The organism is Kitasatospora sp. NPDC033851 (assembly GCF_055576085.1).
Genome location: NZ_JBVIRL010000011.1, coordinates 236,380 through 250,873 on the forward strand (window position 1 = coordinate 236,380; position 14,494 = coordinate 250,873).

Consider the following 14,494-nt stretch of genomic DNA (forward strand, 5'->3'; position numbering starts at 1 on the left):
AGGGCCGTCGCATTCCCCCTATCGTCGCTCTCGTCGCCGATTTCTCTCACGATCTGGGGTTGGATGATGTCCTCGCGCGGTTTCCCCACCGAATCCACGATGCCCGAATCCACGACGTCCGCACTAGCGACGTCCGAATTCGAGACGCCCGAATTCCCGTCGTCCGCATTCGCGCCGTTCGCCTCCGCCGTCCACCGCTTCCCGGAGCGGCCGGCCGTCCGGACCGGTGGCCGGACCGTCAGCTACCGGGAGCTGGACGGCTTGACCGCCGCCCTCGCGGCCAGGCTCGCCCCCGGGCGGACGGTCGCCGTCACCGGCCGCGACCGGCTGGACCACGTGGTCGCGTTGCTGGCGGTCCTGCGGGCCGACGCCACCTACCTGCCGCTGGACCGGACCGCCCCCGAGGAGCGCAACCGCTGGATCGCCGAGGACGCCGGGGCCTCCCTCGCCCTCGCCGGCGAGGAACTCACGGAGCTGACCGAGCTCACCGGCGAGACGGGCGCCGGCGCCGGCTACGTCATCTACACCTCCGGCACCACCGGCCGCCCCAAGGGCGTGCACGTTCCGCCGGCCGCGCTCACCGGCCACCTGGACGCCGTGGTGGAGGCCTTCGGCCTCACCGAGCGGGACGTGGTGCTGCAGTTCGCCCGCCCGACCGTGGACGTGGCGGTGGAGCAGGTGCTCGGCGCCCTGTCCGCCGGGGCCTGCCTGGTCCTCCCCGAGCAGCAACTACTCTCCCCGGCCGAGCTGTTGGACCTGCTGGACGCCGAGGGCGTCACGGTCGCCAACCTGGCCGCCGGCTACTTCCAGGACGTGGTGGCGGCCCTGGGCGGCCGGGTGCCGCGCACCCTGCGGCTGATGATCTCGGGCAGCGACAAGCTGGAGCCCGCCACCGCCGCCGCCTGGTGGGCGGCGACCGGGGTGCCTTTGCTGAACGCGTACGGGCCGACCGAGACCGTCGTCACCGCCACCACCCACCGGATCTCCGGCGAGCAGGAGCAGCCGGCGGCCCGGGTGCCGATCGGCACCGCGCTCGGCGCCCGGCGGCTCTACGTCCTGGACGAGCGGCTGCGGCCGGTGGCGCCCGGCGAGTCGGGCGAACTGTACGTCGGCGGCCCGCTGTTGGCGTCCGGCTACCTGGGCCGTCCCGGCCTCACCGCGGACCGCTTCGTCGCGGACCCGTTCGCGGACCGGTCCGCGGACCCGGACGGAACCCCGGGTGCACGGATGTACCGCACCGGCGACGTGGTGCGCCGGACGGCCGAGGACGGACCGCTGGAGTTCCTCGGACGCGGCGACCACCAGGTGAAGATCCGCGGCTTCCGGGTCGAGCCCGGCGAGATCGAGCAGGTGCTGTCCGGGTATCCCGGCGTCACCGGCTGCGTCGTGGTGGCGTACGAGGGCCGGCTGGCCGGGTACGTGACCGGCGCCGCGCCGCGGTACGCCGAGGCCCGGGCCTGGCTGGCCGAGCGGCTGCCGGAGCACATGGTCCCGGCGACGCTCACCGCCCTGGAGGCGTTCCCGCTGACCGCCGGCGGCAAGGTGGACCGCGGGGCGCTGCCCGAGCCGCAGGCCGCGCCGGAGGGCAAGCCGGCCGGCCGCCCGCCGCGCACCCCCGCCGAGCAGCTGATCGCGGCGGTGTGGTCGGACGTGCTCGGGGTGCCGGAGGTCGGGGCCGACGACAACTTCTTCCACCTGGGCGGCGATTCGCTGACCGCCGTACGCGTGGTGGGCCGGGTCTTCGACGTCTTCGGCATGATCTCGCCGTACACCATCTTCGACGCGCCGACGCTGGCCGAGTTCGCCGCCGCGGTGACCTCCTCGGCGGGTGGCGAGCGTCCGGAGCTGACGAGGTCGGGTGCCGTCGAGGCCCCGCTGTCCAAGTTCCAGCGCGGCCTCTGGTTCCTCGACCAGTGGAACCCGGACGCGCCGACCTATGTCGTGCCCTGGGTGTTCCGCTTCACCGGGCCGGTCGACCCCGAGCTGCTGCGGCGGGCACTGGCGGGGGTGGTCGAGCGGCACGAGAGCCTGCGGACGACCTTCGAGCTCGCCGAGGACGGACCGCGCCAGGTCGTCCACCCGGCCGTGGAGCTGCCGTTCACGCTCACCGAGACCACCGCCGACCGGGTGGACGACCTGGTCGCCGAGGCCGCGCTGGAGCCCTTCGACCTGGCGGCCGGGCCCCTGGTGCGGGCGCGGGTCTTCCGGGCCGGCGGGGCGACCACCCTGCTGCTGCTCCTCCACCACATCGTCTGGGACGAGGGCTCGCTGGCCGTACTGGAGGCCGAACTTCAGGAGCTGTACGCCGCGTTGGCCGAGGGCCGCCCGGCCGAGCTGCCGGAACTCGCCGTCCAGTACGCCGACTACGCCGCCTGGCAGTACCAGGACGACACCGCCGATCGCCAACTCGACTACTGGCGCGAGCAGTTGCGTGACGCACCGACCGCCCCGGCGCTGGCGCCGGAGCACCCCCGGCCCGAGGAGCAGGCCTTCCGCGGCGCCTTCCACCGGTTCGCGATGCCGGCCCCGGTGGGCGAGGCCGTCCGGGCGCTCGCCCGCAGCGAGGACGCCACCCCGTTCATGGTGCTGCTCGCCGGACTGGCGCTCACCCTGCACCGCCGCTCCGGGCAGCGCGACCTGGTCCTCGGCTCGCCGGTGAACGTCCGCGGCCGGGCCGAACTCGACGGTCTGATCGGCTACTTCGTCAACCTGCTGCCGCTGCGGCTGAAGCTGGAGGAGGGCGCGTCCTTCCGCGAGCTGGTCCGGCACGTGCGCGAGGTGTCGATCGGCGGTTACCGGCACCAGGAGGTGCCCTTCGACGACATCGCGAACGCCGTGCTCGACGAACGCCCCGAGGACCGCAACCCGCTCTGCCAGGTCCTGCTGGAGCTGCACCCGCTGGACAGCCGGCCGTTCACGGTCGGCGGCCACGAGGTCACCCGCGCACTGCACTCCAACCCGGTCTCCCGCTTCGACCTCTCCGTCTCGGTGGACGACCGCGGCACCGGCTTCACCGGCCGCTTCGAGTACGACAGCGACCTCTTCGGCGCCGCCACGATGGCCGGCCTGTGCGAGGAGTGGCTGGGCACCCTGGCCGCCGCCGTCGAGGTGCCGGTGCACGCCCTGTTCGAGGCGCAGGCCGCCCGCACCCCGCGGGCCACCGCCCTGATATCCGGCGAACGGACCGTCGGGTACGGCGAGTTGAACGCCGCCGCGAACCGGCTCGCCCGCCACCTGGCGGGCCTGGGCATCGGCCGCGGCGACACCGTCGCCGTGCTGGCCGACCGCGGGCCCGACCTGGTCACCGCACTGCTGGCGGCACTCAAGACCGGCGCCGCCTACACCCTGCTCGACCCGGACTTCCCGGCCGAGCGGCTGGCCGGCGCGGTCGCCGACACCGGCGCCGCCACGGTGATCACCCACCGGCACGCCACCGTGCCGTTCGCCGTCCGCAGTCAGGTGGACCTGGACGCCTCGGCCGCCGAACTCGCCCGCCACCCGGCGCACGACCTCGGCCTGCCGGTCGACGGCGCCGACCTCGCCTGCGTGATGTTCACCTCCGGCTCCACCGGCCGCCCCAAGGGCGTGGCCGTCCCGCACCGGGCGCTCACCACCACCTACCTCGGCCAGGACTACGCCCGCTTCGGCCCGGAGGAGGTCTGGCTGCAGTGCTCGCCGGTCTCCTGGGACGCCTTCGCGCTGGAACTGTACGGCGCCCTGTGCTTCGGCGCGGCCTGCGTCCTGCAGCCCGGCCAGCGGCCGGACCCGCAGACCATCGCCGAGCTGACCCGCCGCCACGGCGTCACCCGCCTCCAGCTCTCCGCGAGCCTGTTCAACTTCCTGCTGGAGGAGTTCCCGGAGACCTACGACGGCCTGGGGCTCGCCTTCACCGCCGGCGAGCGGGCCTCGGTCACCCACGTGGCCAAGGCCCTGGAGAACCACCCGGGCCTGGTGGTCGCCAACGGCTACGGCCCGGTCGAGAGCCTCGGCCTGACCACCTGCCACGAGGTCACCCCCGCCGACGTCACCGGCGGCTCCGTGCCGATCGGCGTCGCGCTGCGCGGCAAGGGCATCCACGTCCTGGACGAGCTGCTGCGCCCCGTCGAGCCCGGCGTCACGGGGGAGCTGTACGCCTCCGGCGGCGGCCTCGCCCACGGCTACCTCGGCCGGCCCGGCCTGACCGCCGAACGCTTCGTCGCCTCCCCGTTCGGCGCCCCCGGCGAGCGCCTCTACCGCACCGGCGACCTCGGCTACGTCAACGCCGAGGGCCTGCTGGAGGTCACCGGCCGGATCGACGACCAGATCAAGATCCGCGGCTTCCGGGTCGAGCCCGGCGAGATCGAGGACGCGCTCACCCGCCACCCGGCCGTCCAGGAGGCCGTCGTCACCGTGCACGAGCCCGCCCCGGGCGACCGCCGACTCGCCGCCTACGTCACCGTCGGCGCCGACGCCCCCGCCCCGGACGCCCTGCTCGACCACCTGGCCGCCCTGCTGCCCGAGCACATGGTGCCCGCCACCCTCGACGTCCTGGACGCCCTGCCGCTCAACCACAACGGCAAGGCGGACCGGAAGGCGCTGCCCGCCCCCGCCGGGCGCCGGGCCGCCGCCGCCGACCCGCTGACCGAGGCCGAACGGCTGGTCGCCGAGGCGATGCGCGAGGTGCTCGAACTCGCCGAGGTCGGCCGCGAGGACAACTTCTTCCGGATCGGCGGCAACTCGCTGGCCGCCGTCCGGGTCGCGATGCGGCTGTCCCGGGAGACCGGCACCCGCGTCCCCCCGCAACTGGTCTTCCGAGCCAGGACCGTGAGCGCCATCGCCGAACGGCTGGCCGCCCGATGACGGACCGTACCGCACACGAAGGGAACGAGGCCGTGAGCCCGTCCGACCGCCCGGCGCGCACCGCGCCCGTCTCGGGGCTGCAGCGCGGCCTCTGGTTCCTCGACCGCCTCGACCCGCAGGCCGTCACCTACTGCACCCCCTGGACCGTCGACGTCACCGGCCCGCTCGACCTCGCGCTGCTCCGGCGCGCGCTGGACGCCTTGGTGGCCCGGCACGAGACGCTGCGCACCACCTTCGCGCTGCACCCCGACGGCCCCCGCCAGCAGGTGCACCACGACCTGCGGGTGCCGCTCGCGGTGACCGACCTGCGCCCGCAGGCCGGCCCCGGGCAGGCCGAACCCGGGCAGGCCGAGAGCCCCGGACAGGCCGGGCGCCTCGAGGAACTGCTCGCCGCCCGCTGCGCCGAGCCCTTCGACCTGGCCGCGGGCCCGCTGCTGCGGGCCGAGGCCTTCCGGCTCGCGGACGAGCGCACCACGGTGCTGTTCACCGTCCACCACATCGTCTGGGACGGCTGGTCCGCCGAGGTCTTCGGTCGCGAGCTCGCCGAGCTGTACGGCGCGGCGCTGGAGGGCCGCGAGGCCGTCCTGCCGGAGCTGACCGCGCAGTACGCCGACTACGCACAGGAGGAGCTCGGCACCTCCTACGAGGAGCACCTGACCTACTGGAAAGAGCAGTTGAACGGCGCGCCCGGCCTGCTGGAGCTGCCCACCGACCGGCCCCGGCCCGCCGAGCGCGGCGCCGCCGGACGGACCGAGGAGTTCGGCCTCGCGCCCGGGACGGCGGCCCGGGTCCGCGCCCTGGCCGAGAGTGAGGGCGTCACCCCGTTCACCGTCCAACTGGCCGCTTTCGCGCTGCTGCTGAACCGCTGGACCGGCGCCGACGACCTGGTGATCGGCACCCCGGTCACCACCCGCGACCGCCCCGAACTGGAGCACCTGCTCGGCTACTTCGTCAACCTGCTGCCGCTGCGGCTGCGGCTCGCGCCCGCGCTGAGCTTCCGGGACCTGCTGGAGCACGTCCAGGACGTCGCCTTCGACGCCTACGGCTACCTCGACGTGCCCTTCGACCAGCTGGTCGACCACCTCGGTGCCGCCCGCACCGCGCAGCACCCGCCGCTGGTCCAGGTGGTGTTCGGCGCCCACACCGAGGACCGCACCCCGCTCGCGCTCGGCCCGGCCACCGCCGAGAGCCGGGTGCGCTCCAACGGCACCAGCAAGTTCGACCTCACCTGGTCCGTCTTCGACAGCGGCGAGAGCGGCACCGGCGGCGGCACCGGCGGCGAACTGCGCGGCGAGGCCGAGTACCGCAGCGAGCTGTTCGATCCGGAGACCGTCCGCCGGCTGGCCGCCGAGTTCGACGCCCTGCTCACCGCGGCCCTCGACGACCCCGACGCCACCGTGCTGCGGCTGACCACCCGCACCGCCGAGGCGGTCCGGGCCACCGACACTCCCGGCCACTGCCTGCACCACCTGTTCGAGCGGGCCGTCGACGCCCACCCCGACCGGCCCGCCGTCAGCGACCCCGACCGCACCCTGAGCTACGCCGAGCTCGACCGCCGGGCCAACCGCCTCGCGCACGCCCTGCGCGCCCGCGGGGCCGGCCCCGGCGACCGGATCGGCCTGCTGCTGGACCGCACGGCCGACGTCCTGGTCACCGTCCTCGGCGTACTCAAGACCGGCGCCGCGTACGTGCCCGTCGACCTGGCCGCCCCCGCCGACCGCGCCGCGCTCGTCTTCGGCGACACCGACGTCACCCTGGTGGTCACCGACCGCCCGGACCGGGTGCCCGAAGGCCCCTGGCAGGCCTACGACCTGACCGCTTCCGCGGACCTGGCCGCCCGGCCGGACACCCGCCCGCCGGCCGCCGGCCGCCCCGGCGACGTCGCCTACATCATCTTCACCTCCGGCTCCACCGGCCGCCCCAAGGGCGTCGCGGTCGCCCACGAGCACGTCAGCCGGCTCATGGCGGACGGCGCGGAGCACTTCGGCTTCGGCCCGGAGGAGACCTGGACGCTCTTCCACAGCTACGCCTTCGACTGGACGGTCTGGGAGATGTGGGGCGCCCTGCTGCACGGCGCCCGCCTGGTCGTCGTCCCGTACGTGACCAGCCGCTCGCCGGAGGAGTTCGCCCAGCTGCTGGAGGAGGAGCGGGTCTCCTTCCTCTGCCTCACCCCCTCGGCGCTGCGCCAGCTGGAGCCCGTGCTGCGCCGCCGCCCGCGTGCCCTGCCCGCGCTGAAGTGGATCATGCTCGGCGGGGAGGCGCTGGACCCGGCCGTCGTCCAGCGCTGGTTCGGACTCGAGCCGCCGCCCCCGGCCCGCCTCTGCAACCTGTACGGCATCACCGAGACGACCGTCCACGTCACCACCCACGACCTGGCCGACAGCGCCGGATTCGAACGCAGCCTGATCGGCGCGCCGATGCCGCACCTGAGCGTGCAGGTCCTGGACGACTGGCTGCGGCCCTGCCCGCCCGGCGCGGCCGGCGAGCTGTACATCGGCGGCGGCAGCCTCGCCCACGGCTACTGGGGCCGCCCCGGCCTCACCGCCGGCCGCTTCGTCGCCGACCCGTACGGCCCGCCCGGGGCCCGGCTCTACCGCACCGGCGACGTCGCCCGGCGACTGCCCGGCGGCGGGCTCGAGTACATCGGACGCGCCGACCTCCAGGTCAAACTGCGCGGCTTCCGGATCGAACTCGGCGAGATCGAGAACGCGCTCGCCGCCCACCCGGACGTCGACGCCTGCGTCGTCACCGTGCACGAGGACCGCCTCGCCGCGTACGTCACCGGGCGCGAGCCCGCCGACGTCCGCGCCTTCCTCGGCCGCTCGCTGCCCCCGTACATGGTCCCGGCGAGCTTCACCGTGCTGGAGTCGCTGCCGCTCACCGTCAACGGCAAGGTGGACCGCGCCGCGCTGCCCGCCCCCGGCCAGCGCAGCACGGCCACCGGCGGCCGCCACGTCGAGCCGCGCAGCCCGGAGGAGGAGGCCTTCGCCGCCGTCTGGACGGAGGTCCTCGGGGTGGACGGCATCGGCGTCCACGACGACTTCTTCCACCTCGGCGGCGACTCCATCCGGGCCGTCCAGCTCGCCGGCGCGCTGCACGAGCGCGGCTGGGGCGTGAGCCTGCGGGACGTCTTCAACGCCCCCACCGTCGCCGCCCTGCTGCCGCTCGCGCAGCCCGTCACGGAGGGCCCGCCGGCCCACGAGCCCTTCGCCCTGATCACCCCGGAGGACCGCGCCGACCTGCCGCCCGGCCTCGTCGACGCCTACCCGATGGTGTCCATGCAGCTCTCCATGGTCTTCCACATGGAGATCGCCGGCGGCACCGACAGCTACCACAACGTCAACTCCTACCGGATCTGCGGCGACCTCGACGAACCGGCCTTCCGCCGCTCCGTCGCCGAGGCGATGGACCGCCACGCCGTGCTGCGCACCGGCCTCGACCTGTCCGGCTACGGCGAACCGCTGCAGCTCGTGCACGGCCGGCTGCCCGCACCCGTCGAGTTCGCCGACCTGCGCGGGGAACAGGACCAGGACACCGCGATCCGCGAGGTGTTCGACACCCACCGGTGGACGCCCTTCGACCTCACCGCGCCGCCGCTGTTCCGGATCACCGTGCAGCGCCTCGCCGAGGACGCCTTCCAGCTCACCGTCTCCGAACACCACGCGATCCTCGACGGCTGGAGCTTCACCTCCCTGCTCACCGAGATCCTGGAACGCCACACCGCCCTCGCCGCCGACCCGCTCGGCGCCCCCACCCCGCCGCCGCGCACCGCCTTCCGCGACTTCGTGGCCGTCGAACGGCAGGCCGCCCAGGACGAGCGGTCGCTCGCCTACTGGCGCGAGCGGCTGTCCGGCGCCAGCGGCCAGCTGTTCCCCGGCAGCGAGGACGTGCACGAGGCGCCGCGCACCGTCGAGCGGGTGCTGCCCGAGGCGCCCGAACAGCTGCGGCTGGTTGCCGACGCACTGGCCGTGCCCGTCAAGTCGGTCGCGCTCGCCGCCCACCTGCACGCCCTCGCCGCCGTCACCGGGCGACCGCGCGTCACCACCGGCCTGGCCGTCAACGGCCGGCTGGAACGGCTCGGCGGCACCGAGGTGTACGGGCTGTTCCTCAACACCGTCCCGCTGAGCTGCGAGCCCACCGACGACCTGCTCGCCCTGGCCCGCGAGGTCCACCGGGAGGAGCTCGACATGATGCCGCACCGCCGGGTGCCCTTCGCCCGCCTCGCCCGGCTGATGACCGACACCGCGCTGGACAGCCAGTTCGGCTACCTGCGCTTCCACGCCCTGGGCCGGCTCAGCTCGGCCCGCATCGTGGACGGCCGGATCGGCACCGAGCCGACCCTGCGCCACGAACCCAACAGCTTCGCCTTCGGTGCCTCGGTGATCCAGGACCCGGTCACGCAGCGGGTGCTGCTCGCCGTGGACCACCAGCGCTCCCTGGTCACCGACCGCACCGCCGAGCAGTTCATCGACACCTACACGGCCGCCCTGCACGCCATGGCCACCGCCGTCCGAAAGTCCTGAGGAGCCGTCATGACCGACCTGCTGGAGCGCCTGCGCGCCACCGTCGCCGCCCACCCCGAGCGCACCGCCGTCCTCGCCCCCGCCGCCTCCGCCGGGCAGACCGGAACGGCCCGCCTGGACTACGCCGAACTCGACCGCCGCACCGCCGCCCTGGCCCGCGCCCTGCGCGCCCGCGGCGTCGGCCGCGGCGACCGGGTCGGCGTCCACCTCGCCCGCACCGCCGACCTGCCGGTCGCCCTGCTCGCCGTCTGGCGGGCCGGCGCCGCCTACGTTCCGCTCGACCCGGCCTACCCCGCCGAGCGGCTGGCCTTCATGGCCTCCGACGCCGGGCTCGCGGCCCTGATCAGCGCCGACGGCCTCCCGGCGGCCCAGGACGTGCCGGTGCTGCGCCCGGACGCCACCGCCGACGGGACCCACCTGCCGGAGCTGCCCGACCTGCCGGAGCAGGCCCACCCGCTCGACCCGGCCTACGTCATCTACACCTCCGGCTCCACCGGCCGCCCCAAGGGCGTCGAGGTGCCGCGCGGCGCCGTCGCCGCGCTGGTGGCGGCCCTGGAGGCCGACGGCGCCTACCGCGCCGAGCCCGGGGTGGTCGGCTGGAACGCCAGCGTCTCCTTCGACGCCTCCGTCCAGCAGTGGGCCCGGATCTGCCGCGGCGACACCGTCCTGGTCATCGGCGACGAGCACCGCGCCGACCCGGCCCGGCTGGCCGGCCTGCTCGCCGAGCACGCCGTCACCGACCTCGACCTGACCCCCTCGCACTGGGAGCTGCTGCGCGAGCCGCTCACCGGGGCCCGGGTACCGCGGCTGTTCATGGGCGGCGAGCCCGTCCCCGAGCGCACCTGGCGGGAACTGGCCGACACCGGCATCGACGCCCTCAACATGTACGGGCCCACCGAGTGCACCGTCGACGCCGTCACCGCGCCGATCACCGGCCCCGGGCCGCACCTGGGCGAGCCGCTGCCCGGCGTGCGCCTCCACCTGCTGGACGAGAAGCTCTCCCCGGTCGCCGCCGGCGTCGTCGGCGAGCTGTACGTGGCCGGGCCCGGGCTCGCCCACGGCTACGTCGGCCGGCCCGCACTGACCGCCGAGCGCTTCGTCGCCGACCCCTTCGGCGAGCCCGGCACCCGGATGTACCGCACCGGCGACCAGGCCCGACGCGGCGAGGGCGGGCGGCTGGAGTACGTCGGCCGGGTGGACCGCCAGGTCAAGCTGCGCGGCTACCGGATCGAGCTCGGCGAGATCGAGCACGCCCTGGCCCGGCTGGACGGCGTCCAGGCCGCCGCCGTCACGGTGTACGAGCCCGCTCCCGGCGACCGCCGGCTCGCCGGCTACGTCACCGGCGGGCCGGCCGCCGCCGGGTCGACCACCGCCGGGCCGACCGCCGCCGAGCTGATTGAGCGGCTGCGGGCCACCCTGCCCGCCCACCTGGTGCCCTCGGTGATCACCGTGCTGGACGCCATGCCGCTCACCCCGAACGGCAAGGTCGACCTGGCGGCGCTGCCCGTCCCCGCCGTCGTCCCCGTCCCCACCGCCGTCGCGGAGGCTGCGCCGGAGGAAGCCACCGGCCTGGCGGCGCAGGTCGCCGAGGTCTGGAGCACCGTGCTCGGCGTGGCCGGCCTCGCGCCCACCGACGACTTCTTCTCGCTCGGCGGCCACTCGCTCGCCGCGCTGCGCGTCGTCCACCTGCTGCGCCGCCGGCTCGGCATCGAGCTCCAGCTGCGCCACCTGCTCGACTCGGCCGACCTGGCCGCCTTCACCGCCACCGTCGAGCGGGCCGTCGACGCCGGCACCGCCGCCCCCCGGCCCGCCCTGACCGCCCGCGCCCGGGTGAGCGGCGCATGACCACCGCCACGCGGGTGCGACCCCGCGCCGAGGGGGACTGGCTGCTGGTCCCCGTACCCCAACCGCACCGCCCGTTCCGGCTGTTCTGCTTCCCGCACGCCGGCGGCGACGCCACCGCCTACACCCCCCTGGCCCGCGCCCTCGCCCCGGACGTCGAGGTCTGGGCCCTGCGCCCGCCCGCGCGCGGCGGCCGCCTCGGCCACCCGATGCCCGCGAGCTTCGACCTGCTGGTCGACGCCGTCGTGGAGGCCCTCACCCCGCACCTGACCGGGCGGTTCGGCTTCTACGGGCAGAGCTTCGGCGCCCTGCTCGGCTACGAGGTCGCCCGGGCACTGCCCGCCGAGCGGCGACCCGAACTGGTCGTCGCCGCCTCCGCCTCGCCGCCGGCCGCCTGGGCCGGACAGGACCGCCCGCGGTACGACGCCGACGACCTGCTCCGCCTCGCCGGCATGGGCGAACTCGTCGAGGGCGAAGCCGATCTGAAGGAACACGCGCTGCGCGGCATCCGTACCGACCTGGCCGTGGTCGCCACCTACCGGCCCCGCCCGCACCCGCCGATCGGCTCCGACCTGCACACCGTCGTCGGCGTCGAGGACCCGCTCCTCGCCGCCGGCGGCCTCGAAGGCTGGGCCGCCCACACCCGCGGCCGATCCGGCCACCACGTCGTCCCCGGCGGCCACCTGCTCGCCACCGTCGACGGGCCCGGCCCGGTCGACCTGCTGACCTCCCTCATCACGCGGCCCGGCGCCGCCCCCCAGCCCACGACGGAGTACTCATGCTGACCACCACCGCCGTCGACCTCACCGACCCGGACCTGTGGGCCCGCCCCTCCACCCCCGGCCTGGTCGCCGAGCTGCGCCGGGAGGCCGCCGTCCACCGCACCGACACCGTCGACGACGGGCCGGTCTGGTCGGTGCTCTCCTACCGCCACTCCGCGGAGGTGCTGCGCGACGCCGCCCTCTACAGCTCCGAGCAGGGCTCGCTGCTCGGCGCCGGCGAGGGCAACGTCCCGGTCGGATCCGGCCGGATGATGGCCCTCACCGACCCGCCCCGGCACCGCGAACTCCGCGCCCCGGCCAACCCGTTCTTCGCCCCCGGTCCGGTGCGCGGCGCCGCCCGCGGCATCGGCGAACTCGCCGCCTCGATCGTCGACCAGGCCGTCGAACGGGGCGAGGTGGACCTCGTCGACGCCGTCTCCGCCCTCCCGCTGTCCGTCATGTGCGACCTCCTGGACGTCCCGGAGAAGGACCGCGAGATGGTCGAGCGGGTCTGCGACGTCGCCTTCCTCGGCAACACCCCCGAGGAGCGCCGGGCCGGCCACCAGCAGCTCATCCCGTACCTGCTGCACCAGGTGATGCTGCGCCGCACCGACCCGCGCGACGACCTGATCAGCAAGATGGCGACCTACCGGGTCGGCGGCAAGCTGCTGCCGGTCGAGGACGTCGTCCTCAACCTGGACAACATCGTGGTCGGCGGCGTCCAGACCGTCCGCCACACCGCCGCCATGGGCCTCCACACCCTCGTCCAACACCCCGAACTGTGGCGGAAGTTGCAGCAGGGCGAGGTCGGCATGGACTCGGCGCTGGACGAACTCCTGCGCTGGACCTCCGTCGGGCTGCACACCCTGCGCACCGCGAGCCGGGACACCGAACTCGACGGCCGCACCATCCGGCGCGGCGACCGGGTCGCCGTCTGGGTGTGGTCCGCCAACCGCGACCCGGAGGCCTTCGACCGGCCCGAGGAGATCCTGCTGGACCGCGCCCCCAACAAGCACCTCGCCCTCGGCCTCGGCGCCCACTACTGCATCGGCGCACCGCTGGCCAAGGCCGAACTCGGCGCCCTGTTCACGGCGATGCTGGAGCGCGTCGCCGTGATCGAACCGACCGGCCCGGTCACCCACAACCGCTCGATCATCAACTTCGGCCTGGACCACTTCCCGGTCCGCCTCATCCCGCGCTGACCACCGGCGGTGCCCAACTGCCGCGTTCCTGCCGGGACTCCTGCCCTTCCCGCTCCCGGCCCGCCCCTACCTTCGAATCAACCCAAGGAGGACACCATGAGCAACCCGTTCGAGGACGACAACGCCGGCTACCTGGTGCTGGTCAACGACGAGAACCAGCACTCGCTGTGGCCGGTCTGGATCGACGTGCCCGGCGGCTGGACCACCGTCCACGGCGAGGACACCCGCCAGGGCTGCCTCGACTACATCGAGGCGAACTGGACCGACATCAGGCCCGCCGGCCTGGTCGCCTCCCTCGCCCGCCGGTGAGCGCCACCATGCCGACCTGGGAACTGAACCCCGGCCGCCCGGCCCTCGCCCACGCCCCGCGCACCGCCGACCTCGGCGAGGCCTGCGCGTGGCTGCGCGAGAACGAGACCGAGCTCACCGCCGCCCTGCACCGCCACGGCACGATCTTCCTGCGCGGCCTGCCGGTCGCGAGCACCGAGGACGTCGCGGCCGTGCGCGACATCCTCATCCCCGAGCGCACCCCCTACCGCGAGAAGGCCACCCCGCGCAGCGACTACGGCAACGGCGTCTTCTCCTCCACCGACCTCCCGCCGGCCCAGCCGATCCGGATGCACAACGAGAACAGCTACACCCTCACCTTCCCGGGCCGGCTGCTCTTCGCCTGCCTCATCGCCCCCGAGGAGGGCGGCGCCACCCCGACCGCCGACTGCCGCCGGGTGCTGGACCACCTGCCGGCCCGACTGGTCGAGCGGATGCGGACCACCGGCTGGACGCTCACCCGCAACTACTCGGACTACGTCTCCCTCGGCTGGCGCACCGCCTTCGCCACCGAGGACCGGGCCGAGGTCGAGGCCTACTGCCGGGAGAACGGCATCACCTGCGAGTGGCGGCCCGACGGCAACCTGCGCACCGGCCAGCTGCGCCCCGGCACCATCCACCACCCGGCGACCGGCGAAGAGGTCTGGTTCAACCACCTCGCGTTCTGGAACGAGTGGTCGCTCGACCCGGACATCCGTGAGGCCATGATCGACGAGTTCGGCGCGGACGGCCTGCCGTTCAACACCGGGTTCGGCGACGCCGAACCGCTCGGGCGCGCCGATGTCGACGCCCTCAACGAGGCGTACCACGCCGCGACCGTGCGCGAGCGCTGGCAGGCCGGCGACGTGATGCTGGTCGACAACGTGCTCTGCGCGCACGGCCGGGACCCGTACCGCGGCGACCGCAGGATCGCCGTCGCGATGGGGCAGCCCGTCGACGTCCTGGACTGCCGGCCCAGCGTCCGGCCGACCCTGGCCGCCGTCTGACCGCCCCGTTCCTG

The 14,494-nt window shown here is 74.9% G+C and carries 7 protein-coding genes; all 7 read left to right on the forward strand.

Going from position 1 to position 14,494, the window contains the following annotated elements; translation table 11 throughout:
* Window positions 1–99 precede the first annotated feature (99 nt).
* The gene (locus tag ACZ51D_RS22555; RefSeq protein WP_465663366.1) at window positions 100–4,839 is read left to right on the forward strand and encodes an amino acid adenylation domain-containing protein; all 4,740 of its coding nucleotides are present in this window, start codon (window positions 100–102) and stop codon (window positions 4,837–4,839) included.
* A 32-nt stretch (window positions 4,840–4,871) separates the two neighbouring features.
* The gene (locus tag ACZ51D_RS22560) at window positions 4,872–9,362 is read left to right on the forward strand and encodes an amino acid adenylation domain-containing protein (protein WP_465663367.1); all 4,491 of its coding nucleotides are present in this window, start codon (window positions 4,872–4,874) and stop codon (window positions 9,360–9,362) included.
* 9 nt (window positions 9,363–9,371) lie between these two features.
* Entirely contained in the window at window positions 9,372–11,207 is a 1,836-nt protein-coding gene (locus ACZ51D_RS22565; RefSeq protein ID WP_465663368.1) for a non-ribosomal peptide synthetase, read from the forward strand.
* Window positions 11,204–11,989 (forward strand): thioesterase II family protein, encoded by a 786-nt coding sequence (locus ACZ51D_RS22570; RefSeq protein WP_465621385.1) that lies wholly within the window; start codon window positions 11,204–11,206, stop codon window positions 11,987–11,989. The genes ACZ51D_RS22565 and ACZ51D_RS22570 overlap by 4 nt, the downstream gene beginning before the upstream one ends.
* Entirely contained in the window at window positions 11,983–13,167 is a 1,185-nt protein-coding gene (locus tag ACZ51D_RS22575) for a cytochrome P450 (RefSeq protein WP_465663369.1), read from the forward strand. The genes ACZ51D_RS22570 and ACZ51D_RS22575 overlap by 7 nt, the downstream gene beginning before the upstream one ends.
* A 96-nt stretch (window positions 13,168–13,263) precedes the next feature.
* Window positions 13,264–13,476: an MbtH family protein gene (locus ACZ51D_RS22580; protein ID WP_465621388.1), complete on the forward strand. Its 213-nt coding sequence runs from the start codon at window positions 13,264–13,266 to the stop codon at window positions 13,474–13,476.
* A gap of 8 nt (window positions 13,477–13,484) precedes the next feature.
* A complete protein-coding gene (locus ACZ51D_RS22585; RefSeq protein ID WP_465663370.1) occupies window positions 13,485–14,480 on the forward strand; it encodes a TauD/TfdA family dioxygenase in 996 nt (331 codons plus the stop codon).
* Window positions 14,481–14,494 lie beyond the last annotated feature (14 nt).